This window comes from Clavibacter rahimiani, from assembly GCF_052654495.1.
The window spans coordinates 3115955-3133385 of sequence record NZ_CP199790.1; the positions used below are offsets into that span (position 1 = coordinate 3115955).

21 protein-coding genes are annotated in these 17431 nt (G+C 74.8%); 13 read left to right on the forward strand and 8 right to left on the reverse strand.

Annotated features, from left to right (window positions below):
- Positions 1-199 precede the first annotated feature (199 nt).
- The 5 genes from ACT7CP_RS14910 (at position 200) to ACT7CP_RS14930 (ending at position 3865) form a co-directional block, all read left to right on the forward strand.
- Positions 200-1084, forward strand: a complete 885-nt coding sequence (locus tag ACT7CP_RS14910; protein ID WP_445442804.1) for a manganese catalase — start codon at positions 200-202, stop codon at positions 1082-1084.
- Positions 1085-1174: 90 nt separating this feature from the next.
- Positions 1175-1954, forward strand: a complete 780-nt coding sequence (locus tag ACT7CP_RS14915) for an MBL fold metallo-hydrolase (RefSeq protein ID WP_445442805.1) — start codon at positions 1175-1177, stop codon at positions 1952-1954.
- Complete coding sequence (locus ACT7CP_RS14920; RefSeq protein WP_445442806.1) at positions 1951-2688, forward strand: histidine phosphatase family protein; 738 nt, start codon at positions 1951-1953, stop codon at positions 2686-2688. Before ACT7CP_RS14915 ends, ACT7CP_RS14920 begins: the two co-directional genes overlap by 4 nt.
- A complete protein-coding gene (locus ACT7CP_RS14925; RefSeq protein WP_445442807.1) occupies positions 2672-3565 on the forward strand; it encodes an NAD(P)H-hydrate dehydratase in 894 nt (297 codons plus the stop codon). Before ACT7CP_RS14920 ends, ACT7CP_RS14925 begins: the two co-directional genes overlap by 17 nt.
- Before the next feature lie 96 nt (positions 3566-3661).
- Complete coding sequence (locus ACT7CP_RS14930) at positions 3662-3865, forward strand: hypothetical protein (protein ID WP_413961780.1); 204 nt, start codon at positions 3662-3664, stop codon at positions 3863-3865.
- A 30-nt stretch (positions 3866-3895) separates the two neighbouring features.
- Here ACT7CP_RS14930 and ACT7CP_RS14935 read toward each other — a convergent pair whose 3' ends face one another.
- The gene (locus ACT7CP_RS14935; RefSeq protein ID WP_445442808.1) at positions 3896-4111 is read right to left on the reverse strand and encodes a hypothetical protein; all 216 of its coding nucleotides are present in this window, start codon (positions 4109-4111) and stop codon (positions 3896-3898) included.
- Positions 4112-4220: 109 nt separating this feature from the next.
- Here ACT7CP_RS14935 and deoC point away from each other — a divergent pair, with 109 nt between their 5' ends.
- On the forward strand, positions 4221-4943 hold the full coding sequence (gene deoC, locus ACT7CP_RS14940; protein WP_413961782.1) for a deoxyribose-phosphate aldolase: 723 nt from the start codon (positions 4221-4223) through the stop codon (positions 4941-4943).
- Complete coding sequence (locus tag ACT7CP_RS14945) at positions 4943-6238, forward strand: M18 family aminopeptidase (RefSeq protein WP_445442809.1); 1296 nt, start codon at positions 4943-4945, stop codon at positions 6236-6238. The genes deoC and ACT7CP_RS14945 overlap by 1 nt, the downstream gene beginning before the upstream one ends.
- Positions 6239-6333: 95 nt before the next feature.
- Here ACT7CP_RS14945 and ACT7CP_RS14950 read toward each other — a convergent pair whose 3' ends face one another.
- Entirely contained in the window at positions 6334-7113 is a 780-nt protein-coding gene (locus ACT7CP_RS14950; protein WP_445442810.1) for a DUF305 domain-containing protein, read from the reverse strand.
- Positions 7114-7168: 55 nt separating this feature from the next.
- Here ACT7CP_RS14950 and ACT7CP_RS14955 point away from each other — a divergent pair, with 55 nt between their 5' ends.
- From ACT7CP_RS14955 to ACT7CP_RS14965, 3 genes are all read left to right on the forward strand, one after another.
- On the forward strand, positions 7169-7819 hold the full coding sequence (locus ACT7CP_RS14955; RefSeq protein ID WP_445442811.1) for a dienelactone hydrolase family protein: 651 nt from the start codon (positions 7169-7171) through the stop codon (positions 7817-7819).
- A gap of 100 nt (positions 7820-7919) precedes the next feature.
- The gene (locus tag ACT7CP_RS14960) at positions 7920-8339 is read left to right on the forward strand and encodes a DUF4383 domain-containing protein (RefSeq protein ID WP_307505533.1); all 420 of its coding nucleotides are present in this window, start codon (positions 7920-7922) and stop codon (positions 8337-8339) included.
- Between the two features lie 123 nt (positions 8340-8462).
- Positions 8463-9137, forward strand: coding sequence for a hypothetical protein (locus ACT7CP_RS14965; protein WP_445442812.1), 675 nt, complete (start codon positions 8463-8465; stop codon positions 9135-9137).
- An 87-nt stretch (positions 9138-9224) separates the two neighbouring features.
- Here ACT7CP_RS14965 and ACT7CP_RS14970 read toward each other — a convergent pair whose 3' ends face one another.
- A complete protein-coding gene (locus ACT7CP_RS14970) occupies positions 9225-10526 on the reverse strand; it encodes an ATP-dependent DNA helicase (RefSeq protein ID WP_307505527.1) in 1302 nt (433 codons plus the stop codon).
- A gap of 134 nt (positions 10527-10660) precedes the next feature.
- On the opposite strand from ACT7CP_RS14970, the gene ACT7CP_RS14975 reads away from it, so the two are divergent.
- Entirely contained in the window at positions 10661-11680 is a 1020-nt protein-coding gene (locus tag ACT7CP_RS14975) for a hypothetical protein (RefSeq protein WP_445442813.1), read from the forward strand.
- A 115-nt stretch (positions 11681-11795) separates the two neighbouring features.
- The gene (locus tag ACT7CP_RS14980; protein WP_413961788.1) at positions 11796-12218 is read left to right on the forward strand and encodes a VOC family protein; all 423 of its coding nucleotides are present in this window, start codon (positions 11796-11798) and stop codon (positions 12216-12218) included.
- A 7-nt stretch (positions 12219-12225) separates the two neighbouring features.
- On the opposite strand, the gene ACT7CP_RS14985 is transcribed toward ACT7CP_RS14980, so the two are convergent.
- From ACT7CP_RS14985 to ACT7CP_RS14995, 3 genes are read right to left on the reverse strand one after another with little or no spacing between them, the layout of a single operon-like run.
- Positions 12226-13086, reverse strand: coding sequence for an ABC transporter ATP-binding protein (locus ACT7CP_RS14985; RefSeq protein ID WP_445443999.1), 861 nt, complete (start codon positions 13084-13086; stop codon positions 12226-12228).
- Between the two features lie 19 nt (positions 13087-13105).
- Positions 13106-14179 (reverse strand): FecCD family ABC transporter permease, encoded by a 1074-nt coding sequence (locus ACT7CP_RS14990; protein WP_413961789.1) that lies wholly within the window; start codon positions 14177-14179, stop codon positions 13106-13108.
- A complete protein-coding gene (locus tag ACT7CP_RS14995) occupies positions 14176-15234 on the reverse strand; it encodes a FecCD family ABC transporter permease (protein ID WP_413961790.1) in 1059 nt (352 codons plus the stop codon). Before ACT7CP_RS14995 ends, ACT7CP_RS14990 begins: the two co-directional genes overlap by 4 nt.
- A gap of 93 nt (positions 15235-15327) precedes the next feature.
- Here ACT7CP_RS14995 and ACT7CP_RS15000 point away from each other — a divergent pair, with 93 nt between their 5' ends.
- Complete coding sequence (locus ACT7CP_RS15000) at positions 15328-16347, forward strand: iron-siderophore ABC transporter substrate-binding protein (protein ID WP_445442814.1); 1020 nt, start codon at positions 15328-15330, stop codon at positions 16345-16347.
- A 63-nt stretch (positions 16348-16410) separates the two neighbouring features.
- Here ACT7CP_RS15000 and ACT7CP_RS15005 read toward each other — a convergent pair whose 3' ends face one another.
- Together ACT7CP_RS15005 and ACT7CP_RS15010 are read right to left on the reverse strand one after the other, a co-directional pair.
- The gene (locus ACT7CP_RS15005) at positions 16411-16701 is read right to left on the reverse strand and encodes a transcriptional regulator (RefSeq protein WP_445442815.1); all 291 of its coding nucleotides are present in this window, start codon (positions 16699-16701) and stop codon (positions 16411-16413) included.
- The gene (locus tag ACT7CP_RS15010; RefSeq protein WP_445442816.1) at positions 16694-17377 is read right to left on the reverse strand and encodes a hypothetical protein; all 684 of its coding nucleotides are present in this window, start codon (positions 17375-17377) and stop codon (positions 16694-16696) included. The genes ACT7CP_RS15005 and ACT7CP_RS15010 overlap by 8 nt, the downstream gene beginning before the upstream one ends.
- Positions 17378-17431 lie beyond the last annotated feature (54 nt).

The following is a 17431-nucleotide window of genomic DNA, read 5'->3' on the forward strand; positions in this document are numbered from 1 at the left end:
GTGGTAGTGGATGCGGCGGGGGAGGACGCGACGCGGGGCCTCGACAGGCGGTCAAGACGGCCACGGACGGGCCGCCGTCGACGCGCCCGGGACGATCCGCGGCCGTCTGTCAAGGGGGTAGGCGGTCCTCGGGGCCACGGCGAACGCTCGACGGAGAGCCGCGGTCGCTCCGGACCGCGTCGACGATGAGAGGTACTGGATGTTCTTCCACAAGCAGGAGCTGCAGCACAACGCATCCCCCGACAAGCCCGACCCCATCTACGCCCGCCACCTCCAGGAGGTGCTCGGCGGCCAGTACGGCGAGATCTCCGTGGCCATGCAGTACGGCTTCCAGTCCTGGAACTCGAAGCTCCCGGGCAAGTACCGCGACATGCTCTACGGCATCGGCGCCGAGGAGTTCGGCCACGTCGAGATGCTCGCCATCATGATCGCGAAGCTGCTCGAGACCGCGCCCGTCGAGGCGACCGAGGACGCGATGAAGGACCCGACCCTCGCGGCGGTCATCGGCGGCATGGACATCCAGCACGCCATCGTCGCGGGCGCCGGCGCGCGCCCCGTCGACAGCAACGGCAACCCGTGGCAGGGCTCCTACGTCACCTGCAGCGGCAACCTGCTGGCCGACTTCACCGCCAACGCCAACGCCGAGATGCAGGGGCGCCTCCAGGTGGCCCGGCTGTACCACATGACCGACGACCACGGCGTGAAGGACCTCCTCTCCTTCCTCCTCGCGCGCGACACCATGCATCAGAACCAGTGGACCGCGGCCATCGCCGAGCTCCGCGCGGAGGGCACGGAGGACCTGCCGGTCCCGAGCGACTTCCCGATCGAGCTGGAGGACCGCGAGGTCTCGTACCAGTACCTCAACTTCTCGAACGGCCCCGCGGCCGCCGAGGGGTCCTGGGCGTCGGGCCCGACGCCGGACGGCAAGGGCACGTTCACGTACCACGACGGCCCCACCACCACCGTGCCGATGCCGCCGCCCCCCGTCGGCAACCCGCTGCTCCACGGCACCATCCCGCCCAAGGAGCCGGGCATCCTGAAGAAGGCGGCCGGCGCCGTGAAGGACGCCGTCACCCCCGAGTGATCCCCGTCGCATGACCCGGCGGCCGGCCCTCACGGGGCCGGCCGCCGACCCGCGTCCGCACGGACCCGGGCCCCCGAGCGAGAGGACCGCATGATCCGCACCGGCACCCCACCCCACCCCGCCTCCCCCGTGCTCACGCGCGACGTGGCCCCGGGCGTCCACCTGCTCGCGCACGCCTACGTGAACCTGTACCTGATCGAGGGCGACGACGGCGTCACCCTCGTCGACACGGCGTTCCCCGACACGTGGCCGCACCTGCTCCGCGCGCTCCGGGCCATCGGCCGCACGCCGGACGACGTGCGCGCCGTGGTGCTCACGCACGGGCACTTCGACCACGTCGGATCCGCCGCGCGCGCCGCCCGCGAGCTCGGCGTCCCGGTGCACGTGCACCCGGACGACGCGCCGATCGCCCGCCACCCCTACTCGTACCGCCGCGAGCGCACGCCCTTCGTCTACCCGCTCCGCTACGGGAAGGCGATCCCCGTGGTCGCCGCGATGGCGGCCGCCGGCGCGCTGCGCGTCGAGGGCGTCGAGGCCGTGACCGACATCGTCGCCGGTCCGCTCGACGTGCCCGGCCGGCCCGTCGCGATCCCCACCCCCGGCCACACCGACGGCCACGTCGCGCTCCACCTCCCCGACCGCGACGCGCTCATCACCGGCGACGCGCTCGTGACGCTCGACCCCTACACGGGACGGACCGGCTGCCGCATCGTCGCGGGCGCCGCCACCGCCGACAGCGGCCGGGCGCTCCGCTCGCTGGCCGCGCTCGAGGAGACGGACGCGCGCATCGTCCTGCCGGGGCACGGCGCGCCCTGGCGGAACGGGATCCGCGCGGCCGTGTCCGCCGCGCGCTCGGCCGGCGCCTCGTGACCGGCCTCACCGAGCTCTGGCTCGTGCGGCACGGCGAGAGCACGGCGAACGTGGCCGCGAGCCGGGCCGACCGCGAGGGCGCGGAGGTCATCCACGTCGACCACCGGGATCCGGACGTGCCGCTGTCCGACACCGGGAAGACCCAGGCGCGCGCGCTCGGCCGCTGGTTCGCGAGCCGGTCGGACGTGCCGACGGCCGTGTGGTCGTCGCACTACCTGCGGGCGCGGAGCACGGCGGCGGTCGCCCTGGCCGAGGCGGGCATCGCCGCGGAGATCCGGGCGGACGAGCGCCTGCGCGACCGCGAGCTCGGGATCCTCGACCTCCTCACCTCCCGCGGCGTCGCCGCGCGCCACCCCGACGAGGACGACCGACGCCGCTGGCTCGGGAAGCTCTCGTACCGGCCCCCGGGCGGGGAGTCGTGGGCGGACGTCGCGCTGCGCATCCGCTCCTTCCTGCAGGACCCCGAGGTCGGATCCGCCGACGGCCGCGCCCTGATCGTCACCCACGACGCCGTCGTGATGCTCTTCCTCTACGTCGGCCTCGGGCTCACCGAGGCGGAGCTGCTGGCCTTCCAGACGCAGCACACCGTGGCGAACGCGTCCGTCACGATCCTCGAGCGGTCCGCCCCGCGCGGCCCGTGGACCCTCCGGACCTTCTCGGCCACGGATCACCTCGACGGGCAGGGCGCGCCCGTCACCGAGCACGGAGGAGAACCCGATGACCGAGGCCGCTGAGAACCCGGCCGACGCGCCCCCCGAGGTCGTGACGCCGGCGGCGCTCCGCGACTGGGCGCTGCCCGCGGCGACGGGGTCCAAGTACGGTCGCGGCCAGGTCGTGGTCGTCGGCGGGGCCCTCCGCTCCCCCGGCGCGGCCATGATCTCCGGGCTCGCGGCGCTGCGGGTCGGGGCCGGCCGGCTGACGCTCGCGGTCGGCGCGTCCGTCGCCACGCAGGTCGCCGTCGCCGTGCCGGAGAGCGGCGTCGTGCCGCTCGAGGAGACGGACGGCGGGCACGTGCGCGGGGCGGGGATCCGCGCGGCCGGGGACGACATCGCCTCCGCCGACGCCGTCCTCGTCGGCCCCGGGCTCGACGACGCGGACGAGGCCGAGCGCATGGTGCGCCTGCTCGCGACGCTGGTGCCCGACGACGCCGTCGTGGTCCTCGACGCCTTCGCGCTCGGCGTGCTGCCGGCGTGCCGGGAGTCCGCCGGGCACCTGGCCGGGCGGCTCGTGCTCACCCCGAACTCCTCGGAGGCGGAGAGGCTGCTCGGGCGCGAGGCGGGCGACGACGCCGTGGCCGACGCCCGGGAGATCGCCCGCGGGTACGCGGCGGTGGTGTCGATGGGCGGCGTGGTGGCCGCGCCCGACGGCCGGGCGTGGACCATCGGCGCGGGCGGCAGCGGTCTCGGCACGTCCGGATCCGGGGACGTCCTCGGCGGTGCGGTGGCCGGCCTCTGCGCCCGGGGCGCGGATCCCGCCCAGGCCGCGGTCTGGGCGACGCACGCCCACGCGGCCGCGGGCGACCGCCTGGCCGTGCAGGTCGGCCCGCTCGGCTACCTCGCGAGCGAGCTGCTCCTGGAGCTGCCGCGCGTGCTCGTGGAGCTCGAGGCGTAGGCCAGGCGCCCCCTCCCCAGGCGGTCGCGCTCGGGCATCCGCTGGGGATCCCGGCCGGGCCCGGTCGCCGCGCCCCGACGGTCGTAGGGTCGGAGCATGACTGATTCCACGTACACCGCACAGCTGGTCGGCCCCGACGGCACGGAGGAGACCGAGGTCGAGTTCCTCAACGGCCAGCCCGTGAAGAGCTTCACGCGCGCCACCTCGCTGAGCGAGGAGGAGCTGGTCTGGGAGATCGACCCCGACGCCGACGGCTACGTCTACCGTCCCGTCGGCATCCCGGGCGCCGACTACTCCTGATCCGCGGAGGTCGCCCCGCGACCCGCGCCGTCAGCTCCAGACGATGGGCAGGCAGCAGAGCACGCTGACCGAGATCGCGCCGAGCGACGCCAGCGTCCACGGCCGGATGGTCGGGTGGAAGAGCCCGACCTTCCCGGCGCCGTGGGCGCGCAGTCCCTTCACCGCGCCGATCACCTGGAGCACGAGCCCCACGGCCAGGGCCGCGAGGGCCACGTGCAGGAGCGCGGTGGTCGTGCCGTCGGACATCACACGCCGAACGCTACCCACGCGATCCCGGCGGCTGCCCCCCGTCCGGCCGGGCCGATCCGCGCCCCCGCCGTAGGATCGAGGTCCCGCACGACGTGAGGAATCCCGCATGAGCACCAGCCCGTCCACGCCCGCGACCGACACCGCCGCGATCGCCCGCATCATCGACCACACGCTCCTGAAGCCCGAGGCCACGCGCGACGAGGTCGCCGCGCTCGTCGCGGAGGCCGTGGAGCTCGGCACCTACTCGGTGTGCGTCTCCCCGTCGATGCTGCCGCTCGAGCTGCCCGCGGGCGCCGACCTGAAGGTCGCCGTCGTCTGCGGCTTCCCCAGCGGGAAGCACCAGAGCGAGGTCAAGGCCGCCGAGGCCGCGCTCTCCATGCGCCAGGGCGCCGACGAGGTCGACATGGTCATCGACGTGGGCGCCGCCCGCGAGGGCCGCTTCGACGACGTCGAGGCTGACATCCGCGCCGTGCGCGAGGCCGTGCCGGCGCCGGGCGTGCTCAAGGTGATCATCGAGTCCGCCGCCCTCGACGACGACCAGATCGTCGCCGTCTGCCGCGCCGCCGTCGCCGCCGGCGCCGACTTCGTGAAGACCTCCACGGGCTTCCACCCCACGGGCGGCGCCACCGTCCACGCGGTCGAGCTGATGAGCCGCACCGTGGACGGCCGGGCCGGCGTCAAGGCGTCCGGCGGCATCCGCACGTACGAGACCGCGGTGCAGATGATCGAGGCCGGCGCCACCCGCCTCGGCGTCTCGGGCAGCGCCGTCGTGCTCGCGGGCCCCGTGCAGACGCCGGAGAACGGCGCGCTCGGATCGAGCGGCTACTGATGCCGGCGGACCGTCGCGCGCACCTCGCGGACCTCGGCCGCTTCATCCAGGCCTCCCCCTCCTCGTTCCACGCCGCCGAGGAGGGCGCGCGCCGGCTCGAGGCCGCCGGCTTCACCCGGCTCGACGAGCGCGACGCCTGGCCCACCGGCCCGGGCCGCCGCCTCATCGTGCGCGACGGCGCGCTCCTCGCGTGGATCCAGCCCGCCGGCGCCCACGCCACCACGCCCTTCCGCGTGCTCGGCGGCCACACCGACTCCCCGGGCTTCAAGCTCAAGCCGAAGCCCACCATCGGATCCGACGGCTGGGTGCAGGCCGGCGTGGAGGTCTACGGAGGCCCGCTCCTCAACTCCTGGCTCGACCGCGACCTCGAGCTCGCCGGCCGCCTCGTCACGCGCGACGGCCGCCGCCACCTCGTCCGCACGGGTCCGCTGCTGCGCTTCCCGCAGCTCGCCGTGCACCTCGACCGCGGGGTGAACACGGAGGGCCTCCGGCTGGATCCGCAGCGGCACATGTCGCCGGTCCTCGGCGTCGGCTCCCCCGCGGACGCCGACGTGCTCGGGCACCTGGCCGGCCTCGCGGGCGTGACGGCCGACGACGTGCTCGGCTACGACGTGGGCGTCGCCGACACGCAGGCCCCCGGATCCCTCGGCCTCGACGGCGAGCTGTTCGCCGCCGGCCGCATGGACAACCTGAGCTCCGTGCACGCGGGCCTCGCCGCCCTGCTCGAGCTGGCGGAGGCGGTCGAGGACCACCCCGACGCGCCCGTCGCGGTGCTCGCCGCCTTCGACCACGAGGAGGTCGGATCCGCGACCGCCTCGGGCGCCGCCGGTCCGATCCTCGAGGACGTCCTCGGCCGCGTCTCCGCCGGCCTCGGCGCCTCGTCGGAGGAGCGCCGCCGCGCGTTCGCCGCGTCCTGGTGCCTCTCCGCGGACGCCGGCCACGCCGTCCACCCGAACTACGGGGACCGCCACGACCCGGCCAACCGGCCGGTGCCGAACGGCGGGCCGCTCCTCAAGATCAACGCGAACCAGCGCTACGCCACCGACGGCCTCGGCGCGCGCGAGTGGGCGCTGGCCTGCGAGCGCGCCGGCGTCCCGTACCAGGAGTTCGTCTCCAGCAACGTGGTGCCGTGCGGCTCGACCATCGGGCCCATCACGGCCACGCGCCTCGGGATCCGCACGGTCGACGTCGGCATCCCGCTGCTCTCGATGCACTCGGCGCGCGAGCTGTGCGGCGCCGACGACCCGGGGCACCTCGCCGCCGCGGCCGCCGCGTTCCTCCGCCCGGCCGGCTGACCGCCCGGCGGGCCGGACCGACCCCGACCCACCGCGGTCCCCGCACGACGGAGGGCCCGACGCGATCCGCGCCGGGCCCTCCGTCACGCTCGGGATCAGCCCCCGTACGACGCCAGCAGCGCGCGCATCCCGGTGAGCTGCGTGCCCTGCGATGACGACATGGCTTCGGCGAGCTCGATCGCCTCGGTGGACGTGCCGAGCTGGGACTCCCCGTCGGCCATCTCGATCGCAGCCTGGTGCCTCGCGATCATGCCCTGCAGGAAGAGCCGGGCGGCGTCCGCGCCCGTGGCGGCGCGCAGTGCGGCCAGCTCGGAGTCGAAGGCGGCGTCGCTCATCTCCTCGGTATCGGCGCGGGATCCGGATCCGCCCTCGACCCCGGTCCCGTCGTCGCTGCCGGTGCCGCTGTCGGCGCCCGACGCGGCGCCGGTGCCGCCCTCACCGGCGGCCCCGCTGCCGCCCTCCTCGCCGCTGCCGGCGCTGACGCCGCCCGCCTCCTCGCGGTCCTCGGTGCCGTTCGCGCCGGATCCGCCCTCCTCGGCGGCCCACCCCTCGGCGAGCTCCGCGAGCGCGCGCGCCTGCGGTCCCTGCTCGTCGCGGATCTGCACGGCGAGCTCCTCCGCCTCCTGCGGCAGGTCCTGCACCTGGAGGGCGGCCTCGGCCAGCTCCACGGATCCGGCCGCCTGGTCGCCCATCTCCTCGGCGAAGGACAGGTCGGCGCGGTTCCAGCCCTGGGACTCCGTCTCCGCGGGCGCGGCCGCGTCGGCGCTCGCGCGGGCGGCGTCCTCGGGCGTGCGGGGCGGCGTCGAGCACCCGGCGAGCCCGGCGGCGAGGACGATGGCGGTCGTGGCGGCGGCGAGCCGGTAGCGGTATCCCATGCCTCGATCCTCCTCCACGGCGCGGCACGTGACAGCCCGACGATAGGTTCTCCCCATGCCCGAGATCGTCGACCTGCCGCATCCCGGCGTGACCCTCGAGTTCGGCGAGCCCGGCCACCCCGTGGTCGTCGTCGTGCACGACGACCACGGCCGCCTCCCCTGGCTCGACCAGTACGCGCTCGCCCTCGCGCGCGCCGGCTTCCACGTGCTCGTCCCGGACCTCTACGACGGCCGCGCCACCCTCGACGACGGCCTCGCGGCGGGCCTCGCCGCGCAGCTCGACGTCGGATTCGCCCTCGGCACGATCCGCGACGGCATCGACTCGGCCCGCGCACGCGGATCCGAGCGCGTGGGCCTCGTGGGCTTCGCGCCCGGCGGCTGGCTCGCGCTCCTCGAGGCGCAGGACGGCGGCGCGGACGCCGTGGTCGCCTACTGCGCGAGCCTCGGCCCGCAGGAGCACGGCGTCATCCCGTGCGCGGTGCTCCTCCACCTCGCCGAGCACGACGAGTGGATCGACGACCAGCGCCCCGAGGCCTTCATCGGCCGGCTGCGCGAGCACGGCACCCCGGTGACCGCCCACACCTACCCCGGCACGCTCCCCGTGTTCCCCAACGCGAGCCTCCGCGACCGGCTGGATCCCGACGCCGCGGCCCTCGCCTACCGGCGCACGGAGGCCTTCCTCGCCGAGCACCTGGGAAACGCGTGACCATCCATCACCCGATCCGCACCAAACCGCACCCGTAAGCGGTACGAATGTAAGGAGCCTGGGAACTCCCCGGCTCTTCCCTACCTGTGGAGGCACCACCATGAGCTCGTCCCCGAACCGCCTGCTCGGCACCGTCTTCGGCGCCGTCTATGTCCTCGTCGGCCTTCTCGGCTTCCTGTTCCCGCCGCAGAGCGGGGGATTCTTCTCCTCCGACGGCGGCCTGCTGCTCGGCATCTTCATGGTGAACCCGTTCCACAACGTGGCCCACCTGCTCATCGGCGCCGCGCTCCTCATCGGCGGCCTCTCGAGCGTCGCCGCGGCCAAGGCCGTGAACTCGGTCGTCGGGTTCGCGTACCTCGCGCTCGGCATCGTCGGCTTCTTCCTCGTGAACACCGACTTCAACATCCTCGCGCTCAACACCGCGGACCACTTCCTGCACCTCGGCTCCGCCGTCGTGCTGCTGATCGTGGGCCTAGGCGCCGAGAAGGGCGTGCGCAACCGCGCCACCCGCGCCGCCTAGGCGACACCCGGCACCACCCGTCGCGCCGCTGCACCGGGCGCGTCTCCGCATCACCGCACGTCAGCACCACCAGCACGCAGCACCGCACCACCGCGGCGCCCGGGACGACGAAGGGACCAGCACGTGTCACTGCTCATCCGCCACTGGCTGGCCCTCGCCGCCCTGGGCGCCGCGCTCATCCACCTGGCCGTCGGCGCGGGATCCCCGCCCGCGGCCATGGTGGCCCTCCTCGTCATCGGCCTCGCCGAGGGCGCGTGGGCCGTCGCGGTCCTCCGCTCCGACCGCCTCCCCGTCCCCGCGTGGGCCGTCGTGGGCGCGCTCGTCCCGGTCGCCGGCTGGGCGCTCCTCGTCACCGCCGCGGTCGTCATGTCCGCCCCCGGGATCACGAGCGACCTGCCCGCGATCCCCATGCTCGCCGCGACCCTGCTCGACCTCGCGGTCGCCGCGGTCGTCGGCCGTCACCTCCGCTCCCGCGCCGAGGTCGAGGCTGAGGCCGTGTGCACCGCCGTCGAGGCCGACCTCCCGGCCGAGGCCGCGCTCCTCGGATCCGGCGCCGCGCGTCCGGCCGCCGCGACCGCCGCCGCTCCCGCCGTCGTGGCCGTCGCCCGCCCCGCCGCCCCCGAGCCGGAGGCCACGGGCGGCCGCTACCTCGCGGGCGTGCTCGTCGGCGCGTTCGTCGTCGCCGGCCTCGTCACCCCCGCCCTCTCCCTCACACGCGCCGGCGAGTTCGCCGTGCCGCACGGCCAGCACAGCTCCGTCGACCTCGACGGCATCCAGGGCGAGCACTCCGGGCACTGATCCGGGCGCCCTCGGGCCCGAGCCGGGCCGCCCTCTAGCGCCGCGCGGTGACGACCTCCGGGTAAGCCCGCAGCGACGACCGACAGGTCAGCCCGCGGGCGCGACCGCCGGCGTCACGCGGATCCGCGTCGCCTCGCTCATGAAGCGCCGCACGTTCTCGTCGACGATGATGTCGCCCGGACGCAGCGGCCGGGTGAGGTACAAGCCGCCGATGTCGGTGATCCGGCTGAGCGCCACGTACGTCTGACCCGGGCTGAACACGCGCGCGCCGAGGTCGACGATGGCCCGCTCGTAGGTCTTGCCCTGCGACTTGTGGATGGTGACCGCCCACGCCAGCCGCAGCGGGAACTGCGTGAAGTCCGCCACGACGTCGCGCCGCAGCTGCTTCGTCGTGGGCGAGTACGAGTACTTGTGCTTCTCCCACGTGACCGGCTCGACCTCGTGCACGACGCCGTCGAGCTCCACGTACACGTTCGTGTCGATGCGGGTGACGACGCCGACGGATCCGTTCACCCAGCGCTGGTCGACGTCGTTGCGGAGGAACATGACCTGCGCGCCGATCTTGAGGTCGAGCTTCTCGTCGGCCGGGTAGGTGCGGCCGCCGAAGTCGCCCGTGACGTCGGCGGTGGCGGTGAGCGAGCGACCGGGCAGGCGCTTCAGGGCCTCCGCGTTGATCCGGTTGACGGTGTCGTTGCGCGTGGCCAGCGTGATGGCGCCGTCGGTGGGCGCCGGGCGCGCGCCCGCGGCGTTGAGGACGCCCGCGATCTCGGCCGTGACCCGCCCGTGGCGCACGGCGTTCAGCATCTCCTTGAACGCCTCCTCGTGCTGCCGGTGGATCTCGGTGAGCTCGTAGATCCGCAGCTGCGCCTCCTCCCACACCTTGGCGTCGAAGAACCACATGGAGCGGTAGCGGTCGGCGAAGTAGGCGCGCTCGTCGCCGTCGCCGGGGACGGGGGCCAGCTGGTACGGATCCCCGAACAGCACGACCTGCACGCCGCCGAACGGCACGTCCTTCTTGTGGCGGGCCTGGCGCAGGCTGCGGTCGATGGCGTCCACGAGGTCGGCGTTGACCATGGACACCTCGTCGATCACGAGCGTGTCGATGGTGTTGAGGAGCTTCCGCAGCTCGCCCGTCTGCTCGATCTCCTCGTCCGCGATGACCCCGATGGGCAGCTTGAACAGCGAGTGGATGGTCTGGCCGCCGACGTTCAGCGCGGCGACGCCCGTGGGCGCGCAGATGACGATCTGCTTCTCGGTGTTCCACGACAGGTGAGTGAGGAGGGTCGACTTGCCGGTGCCGGCGCGGCCGGTGACGAAGATGTGGTCGCGCGTGCCCTCGATGGCCTGGAAGACGGCGGCCTGCTCCGGGGAGAGGGGGACCGTGCTCACGCGGGGCTCCTGGCGGGTCGGGGACGGGAGGATGCGCGGATCGGCGGCGCGGGGCACCGCGCGGATGCGCACTCGAATCTACCCCGGCGTCCGGCCCGCGAGGGCCCCGATGCCCCGCCCGTAGGATGATCCGCATGCCGAGCCCCGCCGTCGACGTGCGCGGCGAGCTGCGTCGGGCGGTCGTCGTGTGGTCCCTGCTCGCGGCGCTCCTCCTCGGGGCGTTCCTCGGCACCGTCGCGTCGCTCAACCAGGGCACCTTCAGCGCCCACGGCTTCGTGCGCTCCTACCTCGACGCGCTCGCCCGCGAGGACAGCCGCGACGCGCTCGCGACGCCCGGCGTCGTGCTGCCGGACGCGGGCAGCCGCGCGCTCCTCGACGCCCGAGCCCTGCCCGGCCTCGCGGACGTGGAGCTGGTCTCCGACGAGCCCGCGGGCGGCGGCGAGCGCACGGTCACGTACGCGTACACGCTGCCGTCGGGGCCCGGATCCACCGCCTTCCGCGTGCGCGAGCGGCCGGCCGCGCTCGGCCTGTTCGCGCGGTGGGAGTTCGCGACGAGCCCCGTCGCGGCGGTCGACCTCGAGCTGCGGCACGCGTCCGCCTTCACCGCGAACGGGCTGGCGGTCCAGGCGACGCCCGGGGGCGCGGCCGCCGAGGGCGCTGGATCCACGTACCTCGTGCTCGCGCCCTCGGCGCTCGCGCTCGACCACGCGTCCGAGCACCTGCAGGCGGAGGACGTCGAGGTCCAGGTCACGGAGCCGGGGAGCGTCGTGCCCGCGCGCGTGGACGCGGTGCCCACGGACGAGCTCGTCGCGTCGGTGCAGTCGGAGGTCGAGGCGTACCTCACCGCGTGCACGACGCAGTCGGTGCTGTACCCGTCGGGCTGCCCGTTCGGGAAGACGATCCGCGACCGGATCACCGCGCCGCCCACGTGGAGCATGACCGCGATGCCGCGGATCTCGCTGACGCCGGCGAGCGACGACCCGGCCGACCTCGACTGGGTGGTGCCGTCCACCGTGGGCACGGCGCACATCCGCGTCCCCGTCCGCTCCCTCTACGACGGGAGCGTCACGGAGCTCGACGAGGACGTGCCGTTCAGCGTGAGCTGGCGCGTGAGCGTCGGCGACACGGCGGGCGTGCGGATCCAGGGCCTCTAGCCGCTCCCGGCACCCTCACCCGGTGTCAGGGTGCGGAGCGGCGGGGACCGGGCCAGGATCGGGACGCAAGAGGGTCGCTGCGACCGCGGGGATCCGTCACCCGAGGAGCGCCCGCATGTCCGCCACCATGAACCCGTACCTGTCCTTCCGCGACCAGGCCGCCGAGGCCCTCCGCTTCTACCAGGACGTCTTCGGCGGCGAGGTCGAGACGACGACCTTCGGCGAGGGCGGGATGAGCCAGGATCCCGCCGAGGCCGACAAGGTCATGCACGGGCAGCTCACGTCGTCCGCGGGCTTCACGCTCATGGCGTCGGACACCCCGGCGTCCATGGGCGTGCCGAGCGGATCCGCCGTCACCCTCTCCCTGTCGGGCGACGACGAGGCCGTGCTGCGGAGCTGGTGGGACGCGCTGACGGCCGACGGGACGGTCGTGCTGCCGCTCGACGTGGCGCCCTGGGGCGACCGCTTCGGCATGTGCACGGACCGCTACGGCATCGACTGGATGGTCGCGATCAGCCCGGCGCCCGCCGACGCCTGACCCGCGCTCAGGCCCAGCGGCCGCCGCGCGGCACGATGAGCGGCGTGTGCGAGACGGGGTCGTCGATCACGAGGCACGGGAGGCCGAAGACCTCCTCGACGAGCTCCGCGGTGACGATGGCGCCCGGGGCGCCCGAGGCGACCACGCGGCCCTCCTTCATCACGATGAGGTGGTCGGCGTAGCGGGCCGCGTGGTTCAGGTCGTGCAGCACGGCGACGATGGTGCTGCCGTCCCGGTGCAGGTCGGCCAGGAGGTCGAGCAGCTCGATCTGGTGCGCGATGTCGAGGAACGTCGTCGGCTCGTCGAGCAGCAGCACGGGCGTCTGCTGGGCGAGCGCCATCGCGACCCACACCCGCTGGCGCTGGCCGCCGGAGAGCTCGTCGACGTGGCGGGCGGCGAGGTCGGCGACGCCCGTCGCGGCCATCGCCTCCTGCACGGCGTCCTCGTCGGTCGACGTCCACTGGCGGATGAGGTTCTGGTGCGGGAACCGGCCGCGCGCCACGAGGTCGGCCACCGTGATCCCCTCGGGCGCGATGGCGCTCTGCGGGAGGAGGCCCACGATGCGCGCGGCCTCCTTCGCCCGGTAGGACGCGAGGGGCCGGTCGTCGAGGAGCACGCCGCCCGCGGTCGGCGCGAGGAGGCGCGACAGCGCGCGGAGCAGGGTCGACTTGCCGCACGCGTTCGGGCCGACGATGACGGTGAACGAGCGGTCGGGCACGGCGACGTCGAGGCCCTCGGAGATCACCCGGCGGTCGTAGGAGAGCGTGACGCCCTCGGCGCGGAGCCGGGCGGGCGGGCCGCTCGTGGCGGGCGGGGCGGGCACCGCGGGCGCGGCGGATGCGGTGTCGTCCACGGGGGGACCTCCCATCGGGTCGGGGGCGGCGGCGTCAGGCACGGCGGCCCGCCTCGCGGATCAGCAGCGCGATCAGGTAGACGCCGCCCACCACGACCGTGACGATCCCCACGGGCACCGTCCCCGGCAGCGCGTGCTGGGCGACGGAGTCGGCGGCGAGGAGCAGCAGGCCGCCCGTGAGCGCGGCCGGCACGAGCGGCAGGCCGGCGCTGCGGGTGAGGCGGCGGGCGATCTGCGGGGCCGCGAGCGCGACGAACGCGATCGGCCCGGCGGCGGCCGTCACGACGGCGGTGAGGGCGACCCCGAGGATCAGCAGCGCCAGCCGCGTCGGCTCGGCCCGCACGCCGTGGGCGCGGGCCGCGTCGTCGCCGAGCTCGAGCTGGCGGAGCGGCGCCGAGAGCAGCAGGATCGCGGGCGCGAGCACGAGGAGCGCGACGAACGCGGGGAGGGCCTGGTCCCAGCCGACGAGGGCGAGGGATCCGGCGCCCCAGATCGACGCCGCCATCGCCACCTCCGTGCCGGCCCGCAGCAGCAGGAACGTGTTCACCCCGTGCAGGACGGCCGTGACCGCGATGCCCGTGATGATCAGCCGGAACCCCTGCACGCCGCCGCGGTACGCGAGCAGGTACACGACGAGCGCGGTGCCGAGGCCGCCCGCGAGCGCGCCGACCGCGGTGGGGAGGAAGGACGCGCCCGCCACCGTGGTGACGAGGAGGGCACCCGTGTAGGAGCCGGTCGAGAAGCCGATGACGTCGGGCGACCCGAGCGGGTTGCGCGTGAGGGACTGGAAGACGGCGCCCGCGACCCCGAGCGCCGCGCCGAACGCGATGGCCGCGAGCACGCGCGGGAGGCGCCACTCCGTGACGATCGTGGTGGCGAACGAGCCGTCGGGCAGGGCGATCGCGCGGATCACCTCGGGCACCGTGAGCGGGTAGTCGCCCGTGCCGAGCGCCACGAGCGCGAGGGCCGTGATGGCGACGGCGAGCGCCGCGCCCACGAGCACCTCGCGGCGCCGCAGCCGCGTGCCGATGACGGGGAGGCGCACGGTGCCGGGGATCCTCACGGGCGCTGTCGCGGGACGGCGGCCTGCGCGGGCGGGCGCGCTCACAGCCCCGACGCCCTCTGTCGGCGCACGAGCAGGATCAGCACGGGCGCCCCGAGCACCGCCGTCACGATGCCGGCGGGCAGCTCGGCAGGACGCAGCACGATCCGGCCCACGACGTCGGCGGCGAGCAGCAGCACGGGCGCGAGCACGATCGTGTACGCGAGGATCCAGCGCTGGTCGGGCCCGACGATCCAGCGGGCGATGTGCGGGATCATCAGGCCCACGAACGCGATCGGGCCGGCCATGGCCGTCGCCCCGCCCGCGAGCAGGGTCACGGCGACGACCGCGACCGTCCGGACCACCACGACGTTCGCCCCGAGGGACCGCGCGAGGTCGTCGCCGAGCGCGACCGCGTCGAGGCTCCGGGCGATGAGCGCGGCGAGGAGCACGCCCGCGCCGAGGAACGGTGCGACCGGCAGCAGCGCGTCCCAGCCGCGGTCCTGCAGAGAGCCCGACTCCCAGGCGCGCATCGCGCTGAAGCCCTGCGGGTCGGCGAGCAGGAGGCCCGAGGTGATGCCGGCGAGCACCGCGCCGAGGGCGACGCCGGCCAGCGTGAGGCGCACCGGGTCCCCGCCGCCGCGCCCCGCGGATCCCACGACGTAGACCACGACGGCGGCCAGGAACGCCCCGGCGAAGGAGAACCAGAGGTAACCGCTCACGGCGGTCACACCGAGGACGCCCGTCGCGATGGCGACCGCGAAGGCCGATCCGGCGGTGACGCCGAGGATCCCGGGGTCGGCCAGCGGGTTCCGCGTGACGGCCTGGATCAGCGCGCCGGCGACGCCCAGCGCGAGGCCCGCGGCGAGGCCGACGAGGGTGCGCGGGACGCGGAGGTCGAGGATCACGACGAGCTCGGCGGCATCGCGCGGCCGGCCGGCGAGCGCGTCGACGACGGCGCCGAGCGGGATGTCGCGGGAGCCGATGGCGATGCTCGCGAGGCACGCGAGGACGAGGGCGCCGAGCGCGAGCAGGAGGCCCGCCGAGCGCGAGAGGCCGCTCCGCGCCCGGCCCGCGGGGGCGTCGGTGGCGGAGGCGCGCGCGAGGACCCGGAGCGACATGGCCCCGCCAGCCTACCGTGCGCTTAGGTTAGGCTGCCCTTGCCTGATGGGATCCGCACCGGCCCGTCACATGACCCCGAGAGGCCCCGCACCATGAGGTTCCCCACCACCGGCTCCGCGCTCGTCGCGCTCACCGTCGCGACGCTCGCCCTGACCGGATGCTCCGCCTCCGGCGACGCCGACGCCGACTCCCCCGCCCCCGGATCCGGCTCCGGGTCCGGGTCCGCCGACGGCGCCTTCCCCGCGACCGTCGACACGAAGTTCGGCGAGGTCACCGTCCCGAGCGAGCCGAAGCGCGTCGTCGCCCTCGGCTGGGGCGACGCGGAGACCGCGCTCGCGCTCGGCGTGCAGCCCGTGGGCGCGTCCGACTGGCTCGCCTTCGGCGCCGACGCCGACGGCGTGGGCCCCTGGGCGCAGGGCCTCTACACGGAGTCGCCGGAGCTCATCGAGACGCTCGAGCCGTCCTTCGAGACGATCGCGGCGCTCGAGCCCGACCTCATCCTCGACACCAAGGGCTCGGGCGACCAGGCCCGCTACGACCGCCTGTCGCAGATCGCGCCCACCGTCGGGATCCCCGAGGGCGCCGACAGCTACCTCACCGACATGGACGACCAGGTCGACATGATCGCCGAGGCCCTCGGCCGCGAGGACCAGGGCGACGCCCTCCTCGCCGCGGTCGACGCGCGCTTCGACGAGGTCGAGTCCGCGCACCCCGACTGGAAGGGCAAGACCGTCACGGCGGCCACCAAGACCAGCGAGGGCTGGGGCGCCTACATCGAGGGCAGCGAGCGCGTCGCGTTCCTCGAGGAGCTCGGCTTCGAGCAGAGCCCGACCATCGCGGGCCTCCCGAAGAGCGCGACCGGCTTCACGGCCGACATCTCCTCCGAGCAGCTCGACCTGCTCGACGCCGACCTGATCGTGGCGTTCCCGATCTTCATCGACAAGGCCGTCATCACCGACGACCCGCTGTGGCAGGCGGTCCCCGCGGTCGCGGCCGGCCACGCGGTCGTCATCGACGGCGACCTGTCGTCGGCCTACTCGATCGGCACCACGCTCTCCACCGGCTACGCGCTCGACCAGCTCGTGCCGCTGCTGGAGACCGCCACGTCCTGATCCGGCTCCGATCGACCGAGGCCCGCCGCTCGCATCGCGCGGCGGGCCTCGTCGTCCCGGCGGTCACGTGTCGAGCATCGCCGTGAGCGCCCGGCGGTAGTCCTCGAACGCCCGCCGTCCCACCGTCGTGAGCGCGAGGTAGGTCACGGGCTGCCGCCCCTCGTGCGTCTTCCGCACCTCGACGTAGCCGGGATCCTCGAGCTTCCGCAGGTGCGTCGACAGGTTGCCGGCCGTCATGTCGAGGATGTCCTGCAGCCGGGGGAAGGAGATCGACTCCCCGGTCTCCAGCGTCGCGAGCGCGGCCACGATCCGCAAGCGGGCCTGCGCGTGGATCACGGGGTCGAGGTCAGCCAAGGCGGGCTCGCAGCGAGCGGCGGGCGCGGGCGCCCATCAGGGCGACGGCCACGCCCGTCACGAGGTAGGCGCCGCCGCCGACGACGGCCATCACGAGGTAGTTGCCGGGATAGCCGGCGAAGGGCGCCGCGAGCGCGGCGACGACGAGGATCGAGCCGAGCAGCAGCGACGACCGCGAGTGGAAGAGCGCCGCGGTCGACAGCAGCATCAGCCCGGCGACGAACGAGAAGCCCGACGGGTAGAAGATCGACAGCATCTCGCTCGGGGCGCCGTTGAACGACAGCCCCATCCCGAGCACGTAGACCGACGTCATGGCCACCGACCAGCTGATCCCGTACACGCGCCCCTGCCAGCGCGCCTCGCCCGTCGTCGCCAGGCCCGTGGAACCGCGGACGCCGAGGACGATGCTCACGACGCTGGCCGCGAGGATGAGGCCCGCGAAGATCCCGACGGCCACCGGCAGTGGGAGCCTCACCGCGTCCGAGCCGTCGATGAGCCAGAGGGCCGTGTAGCCGAGGATCCACGCGACGCCCCAGCTGATCTCCATGATCCAGACGAACGAGGTCTGCGCGTCCACCGCGACCCGCCGCTGGTCCTCCATGAGCGCGTGCATGGCGCGCGGGTCGGGCGCGGGCCCGTCGTCGTCGACCTCGTCGGTGTGCATCGTGGTGTCCATCCCGGCCTCTCCGCGGACGACCCTCGCCCGCCGGGCTCCCGCCCTCGCTACTTT

What these genes read in the sequence shown, in the direction of transcription:
- ACT7CP_RS14910 (WP_445442804.1), top strand. Translation starts at nt 200, where the DNA reads ATGTTCTTCCACAAGCAGGAGCTGCAGCACAACGCATCCCCCGACAAG.
- ACT7CP_RS14915 (WP_445442805.1), top strand. Translation starts at nt 1,175, where the DNA reads ATGATCCGCACCGGCACCCCACCCCACCCCGCCTCCCCCGTGCTCACG.
- ACT7CP_RS14925 (WP_445442807.1), top strand. Translation starts at nt 2,672, where the DNA reads ATGACCGAGGCCGCTGAGAACCCGGCCGACGCGCCCCCCGAGGTCGTG.
- ACT7CP_RS14930 (WP_413961780.1), top strand. Translation starts at nt 3,662, where the DNA reads ATGACTGATTCCACGTACACCGCACAGCTGGTCGGCCCCGACGGCACG.
- ACT7CP_RS14935 (WP_445442808.1), bottom strand. Translation starts at nt 4,111, where the DNA reads ATGTCCGACGGCACGACCACCGCGCTCCTGCACGTGGCCCTCGCGGCC.
- deoC (WP_413961782.1), top strand. Translation starts at nt 4,221, where the DNA reads ATGAGCACCAGCCCGTCCACGCCCGCGACCGACACCGCCGCGATCGCC.
- ACT7CP_RS14945 (WP_445442809.1), top strand. Translation starts at nt 4,943, where the DNA reads ATGCCGGCGGACCGTCGCGCGCACCTCGCGGACCTCGGCCGCTTCATC.
- ACT7CP_RS14950 (WP_445442810.1), bottom strand. Translation starts at nt 7,113, where the DNA reads ATGGGATACCGCTACCGGCTCGCCGCCGCCACGACCGCCATCGTCCTC.
- ACT7CP_RS14955 (WP_445442811.1), top strand. Translation starts at nt 7,169, where the DNA reads ATGCCCGAGATCGTCGACCTGCCGCATCCCGGCGTGACCCTCGAGTTC.
- ACT7CP_RS14960 (WP_307505533.1), top strand. Translation starts at nt 7,920, where the DNA reads ATGAGCTCGTCCCCGAACCGCCTGCTCGGCACCGTCTTCGGCGCCGTC.
- ACT7CP_RS14975 (WP_445442813.1), top strand. Translation starts at nt 10,661, where the DNA reads ATGCCGAGCCCCGCCGTCGACGTGCGCGGCGAGCTGCGTCGGGCGGTC.
- ACT7CP_RS14980 (WP_413961788.1), top strand. Translation starts at nt 11,796, where the DNA reads ATGTCCGCCACCATGAACCCGTACCTGTCCTTCCGCGACCAGGCCGCC.
- ACT7CP_RS14985 (WP_445443999.1), bottom strand. Translation starts at nt 13,086, where the DNA reads ATGGGAGGTCCCCCCGTGGACGACACCGCATCCGCCGCGCCCGCGGTG.
- ACT7CP_RS14995 (WP_413961790.1), bottom strand. Translation starts at nt 15,234, where the DNA reads ATGTCGCTCCGGGTCCTCGCGCGCGCCTCCGCCACCGACGCCCCCGCG.
- ACT7CP_RS15000 (WP_445442814.1), top strand. Translation starts at nt 15,328, where the DNA reads ATGAGGTTCCCCACCACCGGCTCCGCGCTCGTCGCGCTCACCGTCGCG.
- ACT7CP_RS15010 (WP_445442816.1), bottom strand. Translation starts at nt 17,377, where the DNA reads ATGGACACCACGATGCACACCGACGAGGTCGACGACGACGGGCCCGCG.